The organism is Candidatus Lokiarchaeum ossiferum, assembly GCA_025839675.1.
GTDB classification, from domain to species: domain Archaea; phylum Asgardarchaeota; class Lokiarchaeia; order Sigyniarchaeales; family Promethearchaeaceae; genus Lokiarchaeum; species Lokiarchaeum ossiferum.
On sequence record CP104013.1, the window covers coordinates 4,385,571 to 4,408,237 of the forward strand.

The following is a 22,667-nucleotide window of genomic DNA, read 5'->3' on the forward strand; positions in this document are numbered from 1 at the left end:
CTTTTTTTCATCTTTTACATTAATAAAAATAAATGTCAAACTCATCTCGGATTTATTTTGATTACAATGCTACTACTCCAGTACACCCTGAAGTAGTGGACATCATGAATAAATATTACTTGGAAGATTTTGGTAATCCGGGATCGGTTCATGAGTTTGGGTTAGATGCCCATGAAGGGCTAATCCACGCTAGAAAAACCATTTCTCATTTTATTGGAGCTTCTCCAACAGAAATTATCATTACTAGTGGAGGTTCAGAAGCTGATAATCTTGCTCTACAAGGTGTGATGTATAAATATCGAGAAATGCATCCCGATGTGGTACCACATTTAATTATTGATACCATTGAACATCCTGCAGTCTGGGAAACGGCGAATTTTCTCGAACGGGAAGGATTTGAAGTAACTCGGATTCCGGTAGATCGAGAGGGATTGGTTAATCCTCAAGACGTGAAAGAAGCAATTAAACCTAATACTGCCCTTATTTCTATCATGTATGCTAATAATGAAACTGGGACAATAAATCCGATATCAGAAATTGGCAAAATTGCTCATGATCATCATGTTCTATTTCATACCGATGCGGTACAAGCTATTACGAAAGTCCCGATTAATGTTAATGAAGAAAATATTGATTTATTGAGTGTCTCCGCGCATAAATTTTATGGCCCGAAGGGGGTAGGTTTTTTATATGTGAAAAATGCTCCCAGTGCTCAAAATTATGAATGTACTGCATCTCAATTGCTCCGTCCGTTGATGTATGGTGGTTCTCAAGAGTTTTCATTACGTCCCGCTACTGAAAACGTGGCTGGGATTGTGGGGATGGGGAAAGCACTTGAAATAGCACAAAACGACTTTGATGTAGAATATCAACGACTCACTCATATACGAAATAGATTGATCAAAGAAATTTTGGAAACAATCCCAGATACTAAATTGAATGGAAGTTTAAAATCACGGATTCCAAATAACATTAATATCTGTTTCAAAGGGGTATTTGCCTATGATTTAATGGTAGAGTTGGACAATCATCATATTGCTTGTTCTGTAGGGGCTGCTTGCCATGCAGGGGAAACAAAACCCTCTCGTGTATTGATGGGGATCGGCTTATCTGAGGATGAAGCGGCCAGTTCTTTGCGATTTAGTATTGGAAGGTGGACTACGGATGAACATGTTGATCAATTATTATCAAATTTAAAAGAATTTGTTCCAAAACTGCGAACTAAATAGAAAAAGGTATCCCATGATTTTTATGAATACTCGACAAATAGAATATGAAATCTTGAAAAGATTATTCAACAAACCTCATTGTGGGTATGATCTATATGTCTATTTGGAATTGCTGCAATTAGTGTCTAAACCTTCACAAGTCTATAAAATACTTCAGCGGATGGAAAACCAAGAGATTATCAAGATTCACTCTCTCGAACCTTCAAAATATGGTAGAAAGAAAAAAAACTATACGATAACACCGAATGGGGAGAGATCGTATTTAAAATCCATTATTTGGAAATTTATTGATTTGGAAGTGTTATATTCCACTTCAATAATGATTGAAACTCGGAAACAAATTGAAAAACATCCTTTTTATTTTCCATTTAACCAAGGATCTTCGAAATCAAACACTAAAATTCTATTTGATCACAGCTATATGTTTTACCCCCAAGAATTATATGAATTTTATGACTTTTTCTCAACCTTTGATTCCCAAGTTAATCTATATTTCAAATTCCAAAACATGTCGTATTATCAAGGAATCGTGAAAAAATTCAACAAAAAGAATCAAAAGATGCAAATTTATTCCGAAAATTCAAAAATATCCAATTTTTTAACATATGAATACATTTTTGCTATAGGTTTTGGTTCAACTAAACTCCTTAGGGAGAAATTTGAAGAACCGTTTGGGTGGCTCTCCCAATTGCAAACAACTGGAACTTTTTGTTATATCATGCCAAATGAAAGCGAACGAGGTAAATCTGATTCCATCGATTTAATTTTTACTCAATTTAAGCATGAAATTCGGAGAACGATTAAAGAATTAGCTGGGGTTTCTTTTGAAGAAGAATTATCTCCAATTCCACAGATTACGGATGAAGAAATAGAGCAAATACTGAAAAAATATTTTAAAAATATCTTGAAATTGTCTATAATGAACGACTTGGTCATTTTCCTCTGTAAAACATGGATCTAGTCCGAAATTGCATTATTTCATAAATTTGGATTTGAAATTAGGTGCGTTTTGGAGCTATTATTTTTAAATAAGGGTAAAAACTCAAGAGTATGATGAAGAAATTTAAAGAAAAATCCACGATGCAAGTAATTTATTTGATGGCTTTTGTGAATAGTGCCATCGGATCTTCCATGATCCCCTTGTTGGTCAAGTTATCTCAACAATTCTGGCCAAATGAACCATTCCATGCATTAGATATGGGGTTAGTCATTTCGGTTCAAGCGTGGAGTTTTGCCATAATGTGTCTATTGATTGGGCCTCTTTCAACTTATATTCGTAAAAAAACCATAATTATTATCCTGAATTCTTTAGTTGGGTTTGGAATTATTTTAATTTCTCTCATCAATCAATATCCGGCTCTTATTGTTGGAAATATCTTGATCGGGATGGGTGGAGGGATGGGTCCTATAATTCAAGCGTTAATTTCCGATGCTGTGGCTCCTGAAGAAAAAAGCAATGCCTATGGTAAATTAGCCATTGCATACACTGTTGGCTATGCGATTGGGATGCTCATTTCCTCCGTAACATTTCTTCCTTGGAATATCCTTTTAGCGTTATTAGGTTTCGTAGCTTTCTTAAATTCTATATTATATTTGTCATTTGGAAAATCATTTCGTTTAGCCGAAAATGATGCGGTTTTACAGAAGGTTATGAAAAATTCTAAAGCCAAATATGAGTATAAAATGAATTTTGAGAGTGTGAAAAGAATATTCAAATCAAAATCTAATCTTTTGATGATAATTGAAGGCTTTTTCTCAGTAATTATGTTCGGTATCATTGATGTTGCAATTATACCCTTCTTTCAAGTAAAATATGCGTTTATAGATACGTTTTATGTTGTATTACTTCTTGGATTGTTGAATCTTGTTGGCACATTAATAGGAACTCGTATTTTTGCTAGAATATCGAATAAAATTGGGAAAAGATCTTACCCTAAAAATTTCCATGGGCGAATTAAAGCAATCATATTTGCCTTTAGCTTTCTAATCTTTAGTCTGGCCTTCTTCTTCATTGTTCCGTTTTCTTCAAATATTCAAAGCATTCCAGAATTTTTCACGGATCCAATAATGTTGCTAAAATTTGCACTAATTCTTGTGTTTATGGCAACAACTTCCATATTTGATATTAATCAACCAATTGTAATCGAAGCTTTGAATCTTCCTGAAACTCGAAGCACCTTATATTCGACCAATCGATTTATTGAAGCGATAGGTCGAGGTATTGGTCCTGTTATTCTCGGGTTTTTCCTCCAAAAATTTCCAGGTAATTATCCGATTGCTATTTCGCTATCTCTTCTCTTCGTGATTCCAGGAATTATTTGTTGGCTCTTCATTTACCATTATTTTGAAGGAGATTATCAACCAATTCTAAAAACTTTGAATGAAAGAAAGGACGAAATTGAACAAAAACTTTCCAATTAATCTTCCCCAGCTCCAAATCGGAAAATTTTTTGATTATGGTATTTTTTTTATCTTAATGGGTTTTAAAGAAATGCTTCAGGAAGAATTGCTAAAAACTAATTCTATTCCTGAAGATCTATTACAACATTTACCCCGTGGTTTCCAAGAATTAAATCGACGTGCTATTTTGAATCTTAAACCTCCACTACAACCCTATGGAAAAGAGATTGCGATAGCCATGCACTCCATTCTGCATCGCATAGAAGCGGTATGGGTACGATCAGGTCAAATTGAAGGCAAATTCCGTCAACCTAAAGGTTTGACACATGTATGGGGGGATGAAAGTACCGAAGTAATTGTCTCTGAAAATGGTGTTCGCTATAAATTTGATTTTACGCGCATTATGTTTGCAAAAGGGAACACACATGAACGTTCCCTTCTTCCAAAGAAAATTAAGAAAGGTGAAGTCATTATTGATATGTTTGCTGGAATCGGGTATTTCTCCCTAGGGATTGCAAAGTCCAAAAAACCCCAAAAAATGTATTCAATTGAATGGAATCCCGAATCCTTCAAATATTTACAAGAGAATGTGAAGTTAAATCACGTTGAATCTATCATTACACCGATTTTTGGAGATTGCAAAGAAAATATCATGAAATTGGTCAAACAAGGGGTGCGAGCAGACCGCATTATTATGGGATTACTTCCTGCACCCGTAGATGCAATTGAATATGCTATACAAGCAACTAAAGATGAAGGGACCATTGTTATTTATGAAGGGGTAGAACCGAAAGAGTCTACATTGATGTTCGATGAATTTACCCAGATTGCGAATGATAATGGGTATGAAACGCAATTATTAGAACGGCGCTTAGTGAAAGCTTTTAAACCCCATGAATATCATGTTGTCATTGAAATTCTTGTAAAAAAGAAATTTCAATAAATCCCTTGCGGAATCTTTTTTATCTTGATTGATGATATTGTAGTATACGAAATTTATTTTATTTTGGTTAGGTGTTAACTCTTGAGTAAGAACAATTTAAAAAACACAATTTGTTTTGACTATTCCCATAATAATATGTTAACTATTGAGTCTCCTAGCTATGCTGATTTTACTCAATTTCTCTTTGGTTCTTCATTTAGCCTTGGAAAGATTCAAGCTGGCTTTTCTGGTATAGATAAACTCGAGAAGTATCGCATGGTTGTAATTGGAGGTCCTCGAGAATCTCAATTTTCTGAAGTGGAAATTAAGGTTCTGGTTGAATTTGTAAAAAAGGGGGGAAGCTTACTAATAGTTCATGATGAAGGGGGAGATTATGGAGCAAATACTAATCTTTCCGCTTTAACTCATCATTTTGGGTTTGAATTTTCAAACAATATTGTTTTTGATTCCATGAATTTTCAGGGGAAGCAAACTCGCGTAATCGTGAAGGATTTTGAAGCTCACCCCACGACTCGTAATTTAGATGGGATTGTTCAATCCAGTGCTTGTAGTATAAAAATAAACAAAATTATTGAAGCCGATGAGAATATTCATATCTTTCCCCTCGCTCGTTCCAGCATCAATGCTTTTCATACTCAATGGGACGGGGAAGAGTGGGTAAAAGAAGTAGATGCACCTCGCAGTGTTCTAGCCAGTTGTACGCATTTTTATAATGGGCGAGTTATTGCTCTTTGTACAGTTTCAATGTTTTCTTCATTATCGTCTGCCTATGGTTATTTTGCTTTATCCAATCAAGATTTCTTAACAAGTATCTTTACTTGGTTATTAGAGCCTCCAGAATCTGTGAAGGGGCTGTCTCGTGATGAAAAATTAATCAATATCCCTTTGAATTATAATTTATTCGTTTGGTTAGAAAAGTTAGTTCAAGAAAAAGCTTGGGATAATATCGGAGATATTGTTAACTTTGCGGTCAAATTTTTCAAGGATGATTATGTAAATATCATGTTAATGGGTGAAGAAAGGAGAAAACGTCTAAAAGCAGAACGAAAAAAGCAACTTATTGATTTACAAAAAATTGCAGATGGGACAGAACGAAAACGCCAAACAAAATTATTGGAGAATGAAAGTAAAATTTTAAATTTAGGTGGTTATGAAGTCGATACTGTGCGAGAACTTGAAGATATTATGTCGAGTCTTCGAGATATCACTGGTGGGGAAGTGGGAAACGATATTAATTTTAATGAATTAAAAAAATCTCCTCAAACTCCAAATAAGAATGATTCGGTGTCATTATCATCAAATAAAGAAAAAAAACAAAAAGAAAATTGTCTTGAATTCAATCAATTAGCCTTAGATGATGATAAAATTTTGAAGAAACAACTTTCCTCTAATACTCTTTCGGTTTCTTGTGAGGAACCAGGCGATGTTCCCCAAAACACTGTCATTAATGAACAAAATATGATTTCTGATGACATTCCTATTGAAAAGAATACTCGTAGGTCCACGCTCATTTCTGGGAAAGAAGTATCTCCAAAAATGCATTCTTTAAAGGCCCGAGCCGATGCGGCGTTGGATGCGGCAATGAAATCCCTTGATTCCTTTGATGAGTTTACAAAAAAGTTGGATGCTTTCAAAACATTGAAGGATGATGACGATCCTGTTAAATAAATTCGTCTAAATGTTCTTCAATATATTGAAACACTCCTCCTTCATGGTTTGAAGGAATAATAAGATCCGCAATTTTTTTTACTGAATCAACAGCATTTGCTACTGCAATTCCTTGACTTGCAATTTTTAGCATATCGGTATCATTATGATTATCTCCAATCGCTATTACATCTTCTATTTTTACATTAATTACTGATAATAAATGCTTAAGCATTTTGTCTTTTCCCGCTTCATGAGAATTAATTTCCAACCAGAACCATTCTCCCGCGATTCCTGATGTGGAGTATGCAACATCTTCAATATAAATGATATTTACTTGATTTCCATACTTTTCTTTAACCCATTTTAGTAAGGGATCGAGTTGTTCTTTTTTTGCATGGTATTGAATGCTAACACACTGTAATTCGAGTAAAGGATATACTTTATCGGATGATAAAAATGTTATTTCCTTTTGAGGTCCCCAAACACCTTTATTAAAATGCATTTGTTGCTTTTTAGGGTCAAATGCAGCAAAAACAATCGGAAAAAGTTGGAATTCTTGTCCTTTTTGAACTAGATGTTTACTGATATTATCATCAATATGAGTTATTTTCAGGTATGTTTCAGTTGCAAGTTCTGCTAGAATTGCACCATTGGTGAGAATTACGGGATATTTTAAAGTTAATCCATTAATTGCTTTCATCGTTTTTTTTAAATCTCTTCCTGTGGCGATTGTAAAAGCTAAACCTTGATCGATCCATTTATTAAGTTGCTCAATATACTTTTTTGATAATTTACCAGGTGTATCTAAGAGAGTCCCATCTAAATCTGTGATAATGAATTTCTTTGCCATTAAAAAACCTTAACTTAATAAAAAATACCGATGAAATAAATATACCGATGAAGATCATTTTTCATAAAGCTTTCTTAAAATCCTATGATCATACCCCCGCTGGAGATCAGAATCGTTTGCTTCCTTCTTGGAAATTATTGAAGTCAGATCCTTCGAATGAGTTTATTGAACCTAAACCTGCTGCAATTGAATGTTTAGAACGAGCTCATACCAAATCTCAAATCGAAGAAATTAAAAAACATTCTTATTATAAAACTGCTTCTCTGAGTGCTGGTGCCGCAATAAAATGTGCGGATTTAGCAAAAGATGGTATTAATTCTTTTGGTTTAATCCGACCTCCGGGTCATCATGCTTCACGGGATTCTAATTGGGGGTTTTGTTACTTTAACAATATCGCAGTATCTTTACTTCATCTACGAGCAACCTCTTCAATTAAACGTGCATTTATCCTCGATTTTGATTTGCATGAGGGTGATGGAAACATTAATATATTGTCTCCATTCCATGATTATGAAATTCTTAATCCTGATGCTTCTACAGAAGAAGAGTATTTGATGATCGTGGAAAATGCATTAAAGAATGCTCAAGATTGTGATATCATCGTTGCTTCTGCGGGATTTGATCAAGGAATAGGAGATTGGGGTAACCTACTAAGTGAAGAAAGCTATGATAAAATTGGGCGAATAATGAAAGAATTTTCCTTAAAGCGCTGTAATGGGAGAAGATATGCTCTTTTAGAAGGGGGTTATAATTCAGAACGCCTTGCACTGAATATCAAGGCATTCTTGGATGGTTTTAGATAAAAAATCTCAGTCTGGTAAGAAATTAGAATTCAACTGGATATTTGCTAAATTTCTAGGACCAGCATAACATAAATAGCCTTGATTTGTTGCTGAAGCATACACATCATTAATAAACCGCGGAAAAGTACAATATTCAACTTCAAGGACGAATTTTCCTGCAGAAAGAAATGTCTGTAAATACTGATTGGTGTAATCGCATTCTTCCTTTGAATTTTTCCAATTATCCTCATATTCCACATCTTCTCTTCCAATTCCATCGACATAATCGAGATATCCTTCAAGTTCTGCCAATCTTTCACCATTTTGTGGGACGATAAGAAATTCCGGATTTATTGATTTTGCGTATTGCGAAATGTTTTTGACAAAATTCACCATTTTTTGGGGGGCTAAGCTATCGCCTAGTTCTTCAAAATACTCAAATGCATCAATGATGTCCATATAGATACCTGCAAATCCTTGAGTTATAATCTTATCTACATAAGACTCATTTGTTCCGAAGATTATATTTGCCCATTCTTCTTTCCAAAATTTCACTTTATAATTTCCTTCCCAGTCTGGATTTTCAATATCTAACCAATCAGGTGCAGATTCATCTGGAATTCCATCATTATCTGCATCCCAATTCTGATCCCAATAGTCTCTATACGTTTCTGCTTCTCCAATTGAGATATAACTCAATAAAATTTTTGGTTGTTTAGAATTGAATTGAATATAATGAATTTCTTCTTGAGTCCAAGCTGTAGTATCATAAAAGGCATCCATGATAATCAAGTCAAAGGGAGTAGATTTAAGATCTTCTACAACCCCTTCTTTTGAATTATACTGATCATATTGGAGAATATAAGTGAAATCATTCACTTCAATATCATTTATTTGAAAAACATTTGGCTCATAATCGTTTCCTTGATAAAATGGATTATATATATAGAAAAATCCCCCTAAAATTATTATGATTAAGGCTGAAACGGTCAGAAGTAATATCTTTTTTTTCATAAACATATCTTTGCAATATAGATTAAAAAAACTATTTCTTAAGAAATGGAAGTAATGCTTTATAGATAGGAGCTTCTCCCGATGTAGTGTTCGAAATTATACTTATAATCCAATCTTTTTCTTCAACGAACTTAGTGTTAAATCCCACTCCGGCATCTTCACCCATTAATCCAATCAAAAGATTGGTATCGTTCCCAATTATATACATTCCCAATCCGTAGAATACATCTCTTGAAGGATTTATTTCAACATGTTTTGTTTTAAAGAGGGTTGTCAACTCTTCATTGAGAATAGAATATGAGTTGAAACATCTCCAAATTTTTTTTAGATCACTAACTGTAGTATAGGCTCCTCCGTCGGACGCGCCCCTGATTGGTAAATTGTAAATATTTGTTTGCCATGTCCCATCCTTTTTATCCATATATCCAATGGCAGTTCGATCTGGCAGTTTATTCATTGCAAAAAATCCAGAATCATACATTTCACAAGGTTTGAAAATTTGTTGTTTAATAAAATCTCGATATTTTAAACCTGTCACATCCTCAATAATAATTCCTAAAAGGATGTAACCTCCGTTAGAATAGCAGAATTTATCACCTGGCTGAAATTTCATGCCTTGATCTTGAAATATTGGAATGTAATCAGATGGGGTTTCTAAAAAATACCATGGTAAAGATAAATAGTAATTGTCAAAATCTTCAACTAAATCCTCATCATAATGGTCAAAAACCCCTGATGTATGGGTAAGGAGGTGGCGGACAGTTATATCTGGTGCAAAATTTGGAAAGTTTGATTTGACTAGATCACAAAATCTTGAGTCTAATTTAATCTTTCCTTCTTCTATTAACTTTCCTATTCCCAAAGCGGTAAAAAATTTGGAACCTGATGCCATTCCAAATCTTGTTTTGACTGTATTAAGAATTTTATTGCTCCGATCTGCATATCCATAAGCTTTTTCAAAAATTATTTTTCCGCATTCTTCTATCGAAATAACACCTGAAAAATGAAATTTTTCTGTTGCGTTTTTAATTAATTCGTGTATTTGCGGATATAGCATATTTAAAAATATCATTATTTTGAATTAAATTTTTCTTTGGGTTTTAGGAAATAAGTAAGGTTCACATTTAACTTAAACCCGAAAATTTTATTCTTTTAATGCAAACGTACATATAGAAATATAATGGTTGCAAGCAATTTCATAAAACCAAGTCAAAATAAAGCTACACGAATTCAAATGCTTCATGAAATGTTTGAACAGATTAAGGGAACAACTGTTCTTTTAGAAGAATTACAGCCGGATCCGAAAAATTATAATTTTGATTCCGCAAATATTCGTAAGGAACATGCTTTTAAAACTCTAATTGCCACCATGCTTTCCGTTCGATCAAAAGATGAAACAACCTTGAAAGTGATTGAAAACTTATGGAAGCATTATGATACTCCTCAAAAATTAGCTCATGCTCCTTTAGAGCATGTTGAACAATTAATTCACAGTTCTGGAACTTATCGCCAAAAAGCAAAGCGAATTATTGAAGCTAGTCGAATAATTCATGAAGAATATAATGACGAAGTTCCACCTTCACAAGAAAAACTCATGAGAATTAAAGGTGTGGGGCGAAAAGTGGCTAATTGTGTTCTTGTGGTGTCTTTTAACATTCCCGTGATTCCAGTGGATACCCATGTGCACCGGATTTCAAATCGTACTGGGTGGGTAACAACCAATTCTCCCGAAAAAACAGAATTAGCTTTGGAACAAGCATTTCCAAAATCTGAATGGTTAGTGATTAACTATACATTGGTATCTTTTGGAAAAACAATTTGTAAACCAATAGGACCCAAGTGTGAAATGTGCGTAGTAAATGATCGCTGTATGAAACGTATTGTTATTGCCCCAAGAAAACAAAAGAAGGTTAGTAAAAAATAATTTTGGTAAAAACTAACTAAGATCTACACAAGAATCAAAATCATTTTCGGAGCAGGGTAAAAGCCACATTCTTTGTTGAATTGGTATTTCTTTCAATTTTGATATGCTTTCCATCAATTCAATATAATAATTTTGCTTTTCTTTCCGTTTTTCGCTTGTTATTAACCTTTGTTGAAATTCTCGTTTAATGATGACTGGAATCTCTTTAATTAAGTCTTCAATTTTCTCAGGAGATAATATAAATTCAGTATCTTCACCAATTAACATTACATATTCTCGATTTAATTGCCATAATTGTTTTGCTAAATTTGAAACTAAAATAATGAAATCTATGAGTGATTTACTCTTTTCAATATATTGGCGTAATGCATAGATAATTGGTTTATATTCGTCTCTGTTTTCTGTGTTGAATCGTAAATTTTCAATTGGTTTGAGTAAATCCAATACATTTTTTTCAACATTTACTATTGAATAAAGAATTCGGCTGGCAATGTTAACCTCTTCTCGATATCCTGAAAAAACTTTATTTTGATTTAAACGAATAAATGCTCCTTGGAAAAATATCAAGAATTCCGAAAATATTTTGTCATCCGCTCCTATGTTTGTAACTGTATCTTCTTCCATGCTTTTCTTTTTAAGTATTTTTTCCAAATTTTTCCATTCTTTTTCCATTTTTCGTAATAATTTTAATTTCATATCGTTGGATTTATCTGAAACCTGAGTTTTATGATTGGATGAAGTGGCGGCGATATTTTTAATATGAATTCCTGCTCGTTCACATGTTTCTATGTCATGAAGTGGGATAGATGCTTGAAAACCTCGGGAAAATAGATCTGCTGTTATTTTATTGGTCGTTTTAATAATTGAATTGAAGAAATCTAATAGATCTTTTAAGGTTGCTTGTAATTCTTGGAAAATTTCATTATATTCATTCCAAAAAATCTTAAGTTTACGGAAGTAAGTTAAAAGATTTTCAGACGTGAAAATATCGGAAAAGTTCTCAATGTCTTTTAATGGGGGTAGCTGTCTGTTTTCGAGATCTATTATTGGAAAATGCAATTCGCCAAAAATTCTTTCAATTTTTTCAATTTCACAATTCATAGATGGTGATTTACAATCTTCAATTAGATTCTGATGGATATTTTTGATGTCTTTATCTTTAGTATCTCGATGTTTCATTGTTTTTAATAATCTATTCTGCAATAAGGTTATTTGAGTTGATGATCCCAATTTTTCTAGAATTTTATTTAGACGGCCATTAAATTCATCCGAATAATCTGTTGTAGAGATCATTGTTAATAAACTCATCGTATAGGCGATAATTCCATCATATTTCTGGGAAATTTCATTAATCAAGGGACCTTGAAGATTATTGTAAAGAATTTGTTCTTTTATATTGACTTGTTCTATTTTTTTTGCCCCTTTTGTCTTGTCCGAGATATCGGTACCAAATACAAAGGACACTAATTGTTCCCATGATAAAAATTGACTATATTCCTTATAATTTTGTCTTGAATTTTGTAAAATGTATTCTAAGATATGTTCAATTGTAGTTAAAGAATGATTTTGCATTTTTTTAATTGGTCTGATTTGTTCCTGTAAATTAGTAAATTTTTCTTGTTTTAAATCAATTTTTTGTGAAATATCTAGAGGAAATTCCAGTGGGTGTTCCGAAATAGCTATAATTATTAAATCCATGAAAATTTCCAAAGATTGAATTTTATAGTATATTTCATCAGATATTTCATCGGAAGCCATTTTAGAAATTGCTCGTGAATAAATTTGGCCTAAAAGATTAATTTGATTTAAATGCTGGTATAGCAAATGGAATGTTTCCTGTTCAAGATCTTCTTTCACGAGCATGGCTACATTCTTTGTTTCTTGAGAAACAATTTTTTCAATATTTGATGAAATTTGTCGTTTTAATTGGTTAATGCGAATATTAAACGTGGTGATTCCTCCAAAAACGAAGATCGATCTTTGTTAAGATACTTAATCTAACAAAGTATATGCTGTTATATTAAATTTTGGTGTAAAAGATTTGTGAAATCTAAAATCAAAAAAACATCGTTCAAAGTTGTTATTCTGGAAATTCTTTTAGTATTTTTTTTAAAGTTGAATTGTTTTGCGCGATGTTATTCAGTAACGTGCGTTGCTCTTCATTAAAATCATTTCCAAACTTCTTCTTTAGCGTTACCAACGATTTATGCATAAGTTCAATAGATTCTTTAATTTTCTTCAATGAGTCTGAATCTATCGCCGATCGTTCAAGATTGAAGAAAGATTGATTTAATGTTATTGGTTTTCGAGTATTATTTTCTAAAACTTCCAACTCATGTTTTTTCCTGATTAAAACATTTTGAATTGTCTCAATCAGCAATCCTCGGCTAACAGGTTTTTCTAAATAATCTGAAGCTCCAATATGAATCGCTTGCATTGCTGTTTCTAAATTTGGTTCGCCAGTAATAAAAATTATTGCTGCATCCAGATCAAATTCTTCTTGTAATGTTGCAATTAGTTTTATACCACTCATCTTTGGTAAGACGATGTCCGCTAATATTAAATCATAATGTAAATTTTCAACACATTTTTTAGCAGTTTGGAAATCAAATGCAGTTTCACAATAAAAACCCGCTCTTTCTAAAATTTTCTTGATACTTTGACGAAGCAGTCTTTCATCATCAATTATTAGTACTTTTGCTTGATTTTGAATGTTATTTGAGTCAGAATCATCTTTTGAAGTTGTCTTTGTTTTTGCTTTTTTACCCATAACCATCGTACTCCTAATTGCTTTCTTTACGCTTTAACACTAGGATTAGGATATTATTATAAAAAAAATTATCTTTTCACTCTTTATATTTCGGGAAAATCAATCGTGATTTTAGTTCCTGAATTCTTCCGATCTTTTTCATTTTGAGAAGGATCTAATTTTTTTCCTTCAACATTTATGTAAGCATGATGATTATGCAAAATAATTTGAGCTGTTGCTAAACTTAAACCAACATGATTTTCTTCTGGATCATTGGGATTTTGGTTTGGATTGTCCCAAAGGGTATAAAATGGTTCAAAAATTCTACTTATTTGATCCGTATTTAATCCAATTCCATTGTCCGATAATTCAAACCGAATATATTTCTTTTGATTCAGAATAAATTTATTAATATATATCTCAATTTCTGGTTGTCTGGAAGGATCATAAATTTTGGCTAAATTAATCGCTCGTGTTGAATTTTCCAACATAACGCGTATGACGTATTTTAGCTGATTAAAATTACCTAGGATTTTTGCTTTATTTATTTTTTTGGAAAGTTTTAATTTGATATCTGCATAAGCGGGTTCGTCTTTTAATTCATTGATAACTTGATTGATAACTTCAAATAGTTCTGTATTATCACGATAATGAACTTCTTTGGCAACTTCAGAAAAGTGTCTTAATTCTTTCAAAATGAATTTAATTCGTTCTCCTTCAGAGATGATATCTAAAACTTGCGGTTTTAAAAAATGACTAATATTTTCTGTTATTGTGTTTCCTCCCTGAATTCTAAGTTTTTCTAATTCCTCAATATCATCTAAATGAATAGATAATGCAGAAATAATTCCCATTAAAGGATTGTTTATCTGGTGGTTTAGCTTATCACTAATTAAGCCAATAGTTGCTAATTTTTCAGCGATGATCAATTCCTCTTGAGTCTGGAGTAATAATTCATCTTTTTGAATTAAAGCCAAATCTTTTTGATTTAATGCAAGATTGTACTCATCCACTTGTTTTTTTAGATTCTGTTTTTCTGAAATATCTTGTCCTGTCAAAAGGATAGAATCCAAATTTTCTTTTTGGTTACGAACTGGTACTAGAGACATATTGATAGTTCGATGTATTTCTGTTTCTGCACCTTTCAGTTTTTTTGTTTTGAGCAAAATTTTAAAATTGAAAATTGTTTTGCCCTTTCTTGCTTCCCCAAATTTTGAATAGAAAAATTCTTCATTTTCATCCGAAACTAAAGGAAGTTTTTGATTCATCATGATATTTGCAGGGAAACCTGTTGATTTCTCAGCAGCTTTATTCCAAAATTTAATTTTGCCTGTGAGATCTGTATTAATAATTATATCTGGGCTTGAATTTAATAATAAGTCAAGAAAATTTCTTGATTCTTCCGAATCTTTTTTAGAGTCTTCTAATTGTTGATTTAATCGAGCGTTTAATATTGCAATGCTCGTTTGTTGTCCAATTTCTTCTAAGAGGATTTCTTCATTCTGAGTTATTTTTTTTGTGCGTTCTTTAAAATAAAAGCACATTGTTCCAATGATAGTTTGATTATGTGAAAACAAGGGAATTCCGTATGCGTACTGATAACCGATAGGCTTCATAATTGCGTAGGCATCCATATTCTTGGAATAGTTAGATAAACAGAGTGGTTTTGTATGCTGTTCTCTAAAAATTCTCCCGTCAAGCCCTCCTTGTTCTGGAATGAGGATCATTCCTTTTAACGGAATATCATTTGGAATATTATATAGGGTATTAAAAAATCCAAGCTCGGATTCCCAAAATACTATTGTACTTGCATCTGCTTTTAAAATAGATGAATATCCTTCTAAAAACCTCTCTAAAACTTTTTCTGGTCTATCAATTTCTAATAAGAGATATAGAGTTTGTCGAATTTCTTTGATTTGCTGTAAAAAGGCTGGATCAATATTTGGGGATTCTTTAACCATTAAGCAATACTATTTTTTTTTACCTAATATCCTTTTGGAAATAAATAAATTCTAAGACGTTTTGGAATTAATTAAGTGTTTATTATTTATTTGGTGATGTCAAATTTCCCATGTATTTAAAGGTATAACCTCCATTGCTTTTGTATGTATTGATGATCTGCGATTAAGTCCGGTTGCTTCTTTGATTTTAAGAGATTTATTAATTAAATCTAAAAAATCTAATGTAAGGAATATTCAAGTAAGCCATGCTGGTTATAAAAGGCGTGGTTCTACCGTGTCTGATGCAACTAAGGGATTTTTGCAAAAAAGGGGCTTTGGTACGACAGACATGCTCGAACCGCATCGTGTCTCAAAAGCGTGGTTAAAATCCAAAGATATAATTTTCACAATGGATCGATTTTTGCGTCGGGATTTGATATATGATTTTTTCGCCAGCAATAGAAAAGAAATGGAAAATAAAATTTTAGTTCTCAATGATGCTGCTGGAATTAATGAAAAAATAAGAGATTTCGAAGATGATCACAATTCAGATAGTTCTGGTGTTTTTAATCTTATCGAAAGATGTTGCAATGAATTATATCTACAAATTGACAAAGTAAATTAGACAATTTGATTTTGGAAAGCAAGTTTTGTTTTATTAAGACTTATTTTATTGTATTCTTCTTCGTTTATTGATAAATTGCCCTCTGTTGATTTAATTTGAATTATTTCTGTGTTTGAAAGGTGGTCAATGGTATGAAATTCTTCTAATGTAATTCCTTTCGCAATAGAAATAAGAATCTTCAAGGGACTATTATGGGCTACGATTAAAATATTGTTTTTCGCCTCACTAATGAGTTCTGATAAGAATCGAGTAATTCGATTGTATAAATCATGCAATGATTCTCCTTTAGGTGGTCTAGAGTGCACTGGGTTGGTTCTCCATTCTTCCTTCAAATTTGGATTTTGTGAATGTACTTCTGACCAAGAATAATTTTGCCAATCTCCATAATTCCGTTCTCGTAACCGTTCATCTGCAATTAGAAGCGATTTTGTTGTTTTATTAATGATTTCGGCTGTTTGGGATGCTCGTAATAAATCTGATGTATAAATCCGATCAATTTTTATATTCTTAAATTTAGATGCTAATATTTTTGCTTGCAATCGACCTTGTTGATTGAGAGCTATGTCCATGTGTCCTTGGATTTTTCCTTGTTTATTCCAATCAGTTTCTCCATGCCGAATTAGGTAAATATTCATCTCACAAAAATGAATGTTTGATATTCAAAAAATTTTTTGAAAATCCCAATTTTTCATAAATATAATGAAATTTTGGGATAATCACACTCATAATTACTTATGTAATCATGCTAAAGGCACCGTGGAAGAGTACGTTATATCGGCAATTGAGAAAAACTTATGTGAAATAGGCTTAAGTGATCATTTTCCCATGCATTTAATTTCAAAAGAGGCTAACGTTGAACAATGGGCTATGCGAATGGAGCAGTTTCCAAAATATATTGCATCATGCCAACAAGTCCAAAAAAAATACCAAGATAAAATTATAGTTAAAGTTGCTTCTGAAGTAGATTTTACTCCAAAATCATTTTCAAATTATAAGATTGCCTTAGAACCATTTCTTGATGATTTAGATTATATTATCGGTTCTGTGCATGTTATAGATATTGATGGTGTAGGGGAACGTGCGGTTGATAGTCCAGACAGTTTTTCTTTAATGGAAGAAGTTGGATCTAATATTATATATAAAAAATATTATGAAACAAACATAAAAATGGTGAAAACTGGATTCTATAACATCGTTGGGCATTGTGACTTACCTAAGAAATTTGGGATATTGCCTAATGAAGAAATTTGGGAATATACATTGAAATTTTTGGATGCCGTTGAAGAAAGTGATATGGCAATAGAAATCAACCATGCGGGATTTTGTAAACCGGTTGCAACGCAATATCCTGATGATAAAATCATTCACGAAGTGATTAACAGAAATATTCCTATTACTTTTGGTTCAGATGCTCATGAATCAAGATATGTTGGTTACGGATTTGAAGAAACTTATAATAAACTTATGAAATATTGCAAGAAGCAAACTTCTCAATTAGTTTTTGCTAAGTTTAATAAACGAAATATATATTTTCAATAGAATTTTTTATTTCTCCAACTAATTTGTGTGGTGTTCTACACATCGAGGTGTGATTTGTTTAAATTGAATGGATATTGAATGAATGCTTTAACTATGCCTATGACCATTGAAGTGGAATTACCTTCGGATGTTTTAGCTCTTAATGACTCCCAAATTCTTCAATATTTCCAGATATATACGTTAGATGAATCGACGGATCAATGGGTATTCGATAATTTTACGAAAACCATTGATAGAACATCGGGAACTTTGATTATTGAGATTGATCATCTTTCTGTTTTTGCAGCAGGTTATGTGGCCCCTCCTTCTGATGGTACTGGTGAGGGCGATGGCGATGATGGTGGATTCAATATTCCTGAATATACTCCACTTTTCGTTGTTTTTGCTTCCTTGGGTGCATTAACTTTGATTATCAAAAAACGAAAATAAAAAATCTTTGATTTATCTAGTAATTCTTGACTGAGAAATCAGTCCTTTTTTCTCTTTTCTTTTGCATTGTATGTGATTCAAGTTACCATGCGGAATTTATCAATCGATAAATTCTTTGATTATTTCAATTCTTTTATTCATTTCTTTTATTCATTTCTTTTATTCATTTATTTCGTAAACGGCTTTAATCAGATTATTTCACAGATCATTGAATCATTGAGATTTGCGTTTCCCAAAACAAGAAGATCGATCAATTCTAAAATAATTTTATCACAATTGGGAAGAAATTTAGTTACATAAACTTCTAAAACAGTAATTTCTAATTTAGGGATATTCAGAAAACTATCTTGTGAAAACTATGCAAAGTATGAAATGGAAAACTATTCGCCAAAAAAAAACGCTTTACTTAATTCGCGTTTTTTTTGTTGCGATATTTATTTTAGGCGTTGGAAGTAGCCTTCTCTATAATGATTCGATGAATATGGCATCGAAATCTCAGACTGAATTACTCTTCAATGAAATTCAATCTGCTGTTGAGCACTCTCCAATATATATTAATGGGGATGCTGAATTGGATGCCTTCTGTTCTGGAAATGGCACAACTGGTTTGAGTTGGGCAACGGCCCATGTAATTGATGGATATGAACTTAATCGAACTGATGAAACATACGGAGTGTGGTTGAACCAAACCACCCGACATGTCATTATCAAGAATGTTCAAATGATACCACAATTTTCATATGCGATGGCACTTATTAATGGATCAAACATCAAAATCCAAAATATGTATACTAATGAAGGGGCATACTCGATTTTCATGGAAGGCTGCGAAAATATTACAATTACGAACAGTAATTTTGAAAATACTGGATATGGAATTTATATGGAACAATCTCAAAACGTCACTATTTCACGTTGTCGTTTTGGATTTGATGGTTCTGGAATAGTTATGACAAAGCCTTTATATGTGCTTAACTCCGCAAATATTACAGTTGATCTATGTGAATTTGATGATTTATACAAACCTAATAGCGGCGATTGTTATTGTTCGGTTATTGATTCCGTAGATTTTGCAATGTTCAATTCTACTATGCAAAGTTCACAATCTATGAATAGCGCCCCTGCCTTTTTGCAAATTTCTGGTGGCTCTCATTCGCAAGTGACTAATAATAGCGTTTCAAATACAGAAGAATGGGGATTACGTTTTCTGGATCATTCTGATTTCCTTGTATTAAATAATGTGATTGATGTTACCGATGATGACTCCATTTATCTCTCTGGCTGTCATAACGGCTATTTCGCTCACAATAACCTCTCGAACGAAGGAATTTTATTTCATGATACTGCAGTCTCCGAAAATATGACCATTGATACCACGAATTTAGTCAATGATCAACCACTTTATTATTATGAAAACACAAGCCAGATAGATGAAAGTTTGGGGGAAATTGGACAATTGATTCTCAATCATGTCAATAATTCTCAAATTTCAGAGACTCAGATCGGCGAAAATGCTCGTGCGATTCAAATGTTTGGATGTGAGAACATTACCTTCGATCAATTAAATCTTACAGATTTTCATAATTTTGGAATTTACAGCAATTATATCAATAATTTTACTTGTACAAATCTGACATTAGATGGGATTGGTTATGGCATTTACAGCTACGAAATAGATACCTTGCATGTAGAAGGTTGTAATATAACAACCACAGGCACTGCGATTTATACTCGAAATGCACAAGATGTATTCATAGATAATAATGAACTCCGAGCGAATTCAAGGGGTGTTAATTTTCAAGCCGCAGATACTGTAATTTTGACCAATAATGCGTTTATCGATTGTAGCTATGAATACAATTATTATGATGTAACCAATTTTTCGCTAGACGATTCCAATACCCGAAATGGTATCCCAATGTTCTATCGCACCGATCTTTTTAATCAAACATACAACATTGGGCCAAAATCTGAATTTCATTTAGTAAATTGTCGAAATTTAATAATTTACAACTTAGAACTAATCATTGGATCAAATGGAATTATATTGAGAAATTGCACCAACATTCAATTTGTAAATTTCACCATTACCGAATCAGAATACGCTTTTGTTTTCTCGGATTGTGAGAATGTCTTCATGATTAATGGCACCTTGACGAACTGTGATTCGGGAGGCGAACTGGAAAATTGTAATAATACTCTTATCCAACGCACCTTCTTTAATGGATCTACCGATTACCTTATTAGTCTTTATGACTGTTATGACCTTAATTTTACAGAAAATGGATTTTTAAATTTCTCATATGGGATTTATGCAGATACCTGCTTCAATGTTTCGATTGTCGATAATATATACGGCAATAATGATTCTGTCTTCATCGAAAGTGAAGATGTCAGTAATTTAGTGGTTGAAGACAATCTCGAAGATGACGAATACGATCGCGATTCTTTTGGACCATTATATATCGATCCCGATCCTTTTGGGAAGAAAGATAATTCTCAAGACCCAGGGGATGGGACAGACACATCCACATCAACTTCGACCAACACCACTACTGATACGACCGATACTAATACAGATCCACAACCTACCTCGGGGCTCGATCCATTAGTTATTATATTGATTATCGCAGGCAGTGTGTTAATAATTGGGTCGGTCATTTTCTTATTACTTAAAAATGATGTAATCCAGACTTCAAACAATCAAAATTCAACACAACACAAATAAGTGGTTAATTTTCATCTTTTTTCTTTTTTAAACTCCATTTCAATCTCAAATCCTTAAAATTTTCTTAAATTGGTTTATAATTAAAATATTTACAAGAGATTGTACCACTGCAATTTTTCATTTAAAAAGAATTCTTGCCAAAATTTCACCAATTTGCGGAAGATCTTTCTATAGAACTTAAAAGCTTTGGGTTCATATCAGTTAATATCTCACTCAAAAAAGTGGATGTTGTGATAAAAATGAAAAAAATTTTAGCTTTAAGCATGATTGCATTTTTATTCCTTGGAAGTAGTATTTTATCGGTTCAAGCTCCTGGTTCGGAAGAAAATTCTGGAACTGGAACTGATCCGATTTATACCTACGATATTAATGTGGGGGATAATTTTGTCTATAATGTCGTTTTTAATATAACTCTTGGATTTGAAAACCAGAGTGTCGTTTCCGAAATTGATCGTTGGTTGAATGAAACCTACTCAACTGAAGATTATGCCGATATTTCTGACTCTTGGATGTTTATTTCTGATTTAGTTGGTTTTATCAATCAAGATCTCCAGATTAATTTAACCATATCCCAAAAATACCTCGCATGGGAAAATAAAACCGAATATTATGGAGATACTCGATATTCTGCCTATGATGTTTTTAATGCATCAATTCGAATGCGGGAAAATGGTGATGACGAATGGATTACACCTGCCGAATTTGAGAAAAATAAAGTTGATGAATTTGTTGCTATTGCAGTAAATAACTCTGATTTAGAAGCTGATGATCCTTCTGTAGTGAATTATACTGCTGAAGCAAAAGAGTCAATCGATAACGAACCAATGGATTGGGATAATACTGAGATTTCTCGTGTCCAGTCGGATTACAAGTATTATTACGAAAACGGAACTTTATATGATCCTACCACTGAATCGGATTATGATCCAAACGAACCAAGTGCTCCTTTAGAGCATTTTGAACCTTCAGGTTTGCCTTTCTTCTTACCCAACACTTTCAATTTCTCCGAATGGTTGGGGTATGCTGAAAGTGATGTGAATTATGATGTTGCTCAAACGAATGTCACCGACCGTACTTTTGATTCTTTTGATGATTATATTTCAAAGATGGGAATTATTGCCTTAAATGCAAATGAACATGGTATTGGAATCGCTTTTACTTCCGATGATGCTGATGAAACCTTTTTCACTAGTGAAACGGGCAATAATTTGACAGAAATTAAAGAGAATCTTAAAGATTATCTCGCTGTGTTTCATGGTGCTATTGAATATGATGATAGTTTTGCATTGGCCTCTTTTGTATCCTACATGGATTTTTCATTTTCGTTAGATACAATGGAAACTTTAGCCAACAATGAAAGTGCTCCATATATCAAAGACGAAAAAATTCAGTTAGGTATTGTCACCTCTGTTGTACAAGATGGGTTTACTGCCCCTACTCCTGAACAGATTGAATCAGGGGAACTTGGTGATGATCGTGATATGGAAGTTGATGCTGGATTCTTTGGATTCTTAGACAGCATTCCAGGGTATTCCAATGTGCTCATTGGCATTTTAGGATTGGTCAGTGTTGTGGGTTTGATTGTAAAAAATCACAAGAAATAAACTGAAAAGTTTGTTGTATTTTACCTAAATGTCTTTTTTTTGGTTTTTTTTATCGTTTCATTTTTAATGCAATAGATGTAACCAATTGAATATCGCTTTCATCAATCGCATGTAATAAAATTCATTAATTTTTGTTGTATATGGGGATGGAAACGACCGTTTTTTTTTAAGTGGATTATGAAATACTACTTTAGAGAATACAATGATTTTTACAAATCTCTATTCTGTTATTTTGAAAGATTTGGAACAAAATTGCTCAAA

19 protein-coding genes are annotated in these 22,667 nt (G+C 32.7%); 12 read left to right on the forward strand and 7 right to left on the reverse strand.

What is annotated here, in order from left to right; all coding sequences use genetic code 11:
• Positions 1 to 32: 32 nt before the first annotated feature.
• The 5 genes from NEF87_RS18775 (at position 33) to NEF87_RS18795 (ending at position 6,240) form a co-directional block, all read left to right on the forward strand.
• Positions 33 to 1,229 carry a cysteine desulfurase family protein gene (locus NEF87_RS18775; protein ID WP_457917028.1) on the forward strand — a complete coding sequence of 399 codons (1,197 nt, stop codon included), beginning with the start codon at positions 33 to 35 and terminating at the stop codon, positions 1,227 to 1,229.
• Between the two features lie 22 nt (positions 1,230 to 1,251).
• Positions 1,252 to 2,190 carry a PadR family transcriptional regulator gene (locus tag NEF87_RS18780; RefSeq protein ID WP_457917029.1) on the forward strand — a complete coding sequence of 313 codons (939 nt, stop codon included), beginning with the start codon at positions 1,252 to 1,254 and terminating at the stop codon, positions 2,188 to 2,190.
• An 89-nt stretch (positions 2,191 to 2,279) separates the two neighbouring features.
• Positions 2,280 to 3,650 carry an MFS transporter gene (locus NEF87_RS18785; protein WP_457917030.1) on the forward strand — a complete coding sequence of 457 codons (1,371 nt, stop codon included), beginning with the start codon at positions 2,280 to 2,282 and terminating at the stop codon, positions 3,648 to 3,650.
• 55 nt (positions 3,651 to 3,705) lie between these two features.
• Positions 3,706 to 4,572 (forward strand): class I SAM-dependent methyltransferase, encoded by an 867-nt coding sequence (locus tag NEF87_RS18790; RefSeq protein WP_457917031.1) that lies wholly within the window; start codon positions 3,706 to 3,708, stop codon positions 4,570 to 4,572.
• Between the two features lie 81 nt (positions 4,573 to 4,653).
• Positions 4,654 to 6,240 carry a Gldg family protein gene (locus NEF87_RS18795; protein ID WP_457917032.1) on the forward strand — a complete coding sequence of 529 codons (1,587 nt, stop codon included), beginning with the start codon at positions 4,654 to 4,656 and terminating at the stop codon, positions 6,238 to 6,240.
• Here the strand turns inward: NEF87_RS18795 and NEF87_RS18800 are convergent.
• Positions 6,233 to 7,072: an HAD-IIB family hydrolase gene (locus tag NEF87_RS18800; protein ID WP_457917033.1), complete on the reverse strand. Its 840-nt coding sequence runs from the start codon at positions 7,070 to 7,072 to the stop codon at positions 6,233 to 6,235. The genes NEF87_RS18795 and NEF87_RS18800 overlap by 8 nt on opposite strands.
• On the opposite strand from NEF87_RS18800, the gene NEF87_RS18805 reads away from it, so the two are divergent.
• The gene (locus tag NEF87_RS18805; RefSeq protein ID WP_457917034.1) at positions 7,066 to 7,875 is read left to right on the forward strand and encodes a histone deacetylase family protein; all 810 of its coding nucleotides are present in this window, start codon (positions 7,066 to 7,068) and stop codon (positions 7,873 to 7,875) included. The two genes, NEF87_RS18800 and NEF87_RS18805, sit on opposite strands and share 7 nt — an antisense overlap.
• 6 nt (positions 7,876 to 7,881) lie before the next feature.
• Here NEF87_RS18805 and NEF87_RS18810 read toward each other — a convergent pair whose 3' ends face one another.
• Complete coding sequence (locus tag NEF87_RS18810) at positions 7,882 to 8,868, reverse strand: MJ1477/TM1410 family putative glycoside hydrolase (protein ID WP_457917035.1); 987 nt, start codon at positions 8,866 to 8,868, stop codon at positions 7,882 to 7,884.
• Between the two features lie 31 nt (positions 8,869 to 8,899).
• Complete coding sequence (locus NEF87_RS18815; RefSeq protein WP_457917036.1) at positions 8,900 to 9,925, reverse strand: serine hydrolase domain-containing protein; 1,026 nt, start codon at positions 9,923 to 9,925, stop codon at positions 8,900 to 8,902.
• A 123-nt stretch (positions 9,926 to 10,048) separates the two neighbouring features.
• Here NEF87_RS18815 and NEF87_RS18820 point away from each other — a divergent pair, with 123 nt between their 5' ends.
• Positions 10,049 to 10,792, forward strand: coding sequence for an endonuclease III domain-containing protein (locus NEF87_RS18820; RefSeq protein WP_457917037.1), 744 nt, complete (start codon positions 10,049 to 10,051; stop codon positions 10,790 to 10,792).
• Between the two features lie 12 nt (positions 10,793 to 10,804).
• Here the strand turns inward: NEF87_RS18820 and NEF87_RS18825 are convergent, their stop codons facing one another.
• The 3 genes from NEF87_RS18825 to NEF87_RS18835 all read right to left on the reverse strand — a co-directional run bounded on the left by NEF87_RS18825 (position 10,805) and on the right by NEF87_RS18835 (position 15,502).
• Positions 10,805 to 12,655 (reverse strand): hypothetical protein, encoded by a 1,851-nt coding sequence (locus tag NEF87_RS18825; RefSeq protein ID WP_457917038.1) that lies wholly within the window; start codon positions 12,653 to 12,655, stop codon positions 10,805 to 10,807.
• 217 nt (positions 12,656 to 12,872) lie between these two features.
• The gene (locus NEF87_RS18830; protein WP_457917039.1) at positions 12,873 to 13,562 is read right to left on the reverse strand and encodes a response regulator; all 690 of its coding nucleotides are present in this window, start codon (positions 13,560 to 13,562) and stop codon (positions 12,873 to 12,875) included.
• Between the two features lie 83 nt (positions 13,563 to 13,645).
• Positions 13,646 to 15,502 carry an ATP-binding protein gene (locus NEF87_RS18835; protein WP_457917040.1) on the reverse strand — a complete coding sequence of 619 codons (1,857 nt, stop codon included), beginning with the start codon at positions 15,500 to 15,502 and terminating at the stop codon, positions 13,646 to 13,648.
• Positions 15,503 to 15,635: 133 nt separating this feature from the next.
• Here NEF87_RS18835 and NEF87_RS18840 point away from each other — a divergent pair, with 133 nt between their 5' ends.
• Entirely contained in the window at positions 15,636 to 16,106 is a 471-nt protein-coding gene (locus NEF87_RS18840; RefSeq protein WP_457920135.1) for an arsenate reductase/protein-tyrosine-phosphatase family protein, read from the forward strand.
• Here NEF87_RS18840 and NEF87_RS18845 read toward each other — a convergent pair.
• Positions 16,103 to 16,741 (reverse strand): histidine phosphatase family protein, encoded by a 639-nt coding sequence (locus NEF87_RS18845; RefSeq protein WP_457917041.1) that lies wholly within the window; start codon positions 16,739 to 16,741, stop codon positions 16,103 to 16,105. The two genes, NEF87_RS18840 and NEF87_RS18845, sit on opposite strands and share 4 nt — an antisense overlap.
• Positions 16,742 to 16,805: 64 nt before the next feature.
• On the opposite strand from NEF87_RS18845, the gene hisJ reads away from it, so the two are divergent.
• The 4 genes from hisJ to NEF87_RS18865 all read left to right on the forward strand — a co-directional run bounded on the left by hisJ (position 16,806) and on the right by NEF87_RS18865 (position 22,406).
• Entirely contained in the window at positions 16,806 to 17,645 is an 840-nt protein-coding gene (gene hisJ / locus NEF87_RS18850; protein WP_457917042.1) for a histidinol-phosphatase HisJ, read from the forward strand.
• 78 nt (positions 17,646 to 17,723) lie between these two features.
• Positions 17,724 to 18,074: a hypothetical protein gene (locus NEF87_RS18855; RefSeq protein ID WP_457917043.1), complete on the forward strand. Its 351-nt coding sequence runs from the start codon at positions 17,724 to 17,726 to the stop codon at positions 18,072 to 18,074.
• 358 nt (positions 18,075 to 18,432) lie between these two features.
• On the forward strand, positions 18,433 to 20,802 hold the full coding sequence (locus NEF87_RS18860; RefSeq protein ID WP_457917044.1) for a right-handed parallel beta-helix repeat-containing protein: 2,370 nt from the start codon (positions 18,433 to 18,435) through the stop codon (positions 20,800 to 20,802).
• A 239-nt stretch (positions 20,803 to 21,041) separates the two neighbouring features.
• Positions 21,042 to 22,406 (forward strand): hypothetical protein, encoded by a 1,365-nt coding sequence (locus NEF87_RS18865; RefSeq protein ID WP_457917045.1) that lies wholly within the window; start codon positions 21,042 to 21,044, stop codon positions 22,404 to 22,406.
• Positions 22,407 to 22,667: the final 261 nt, after the last annotated feature.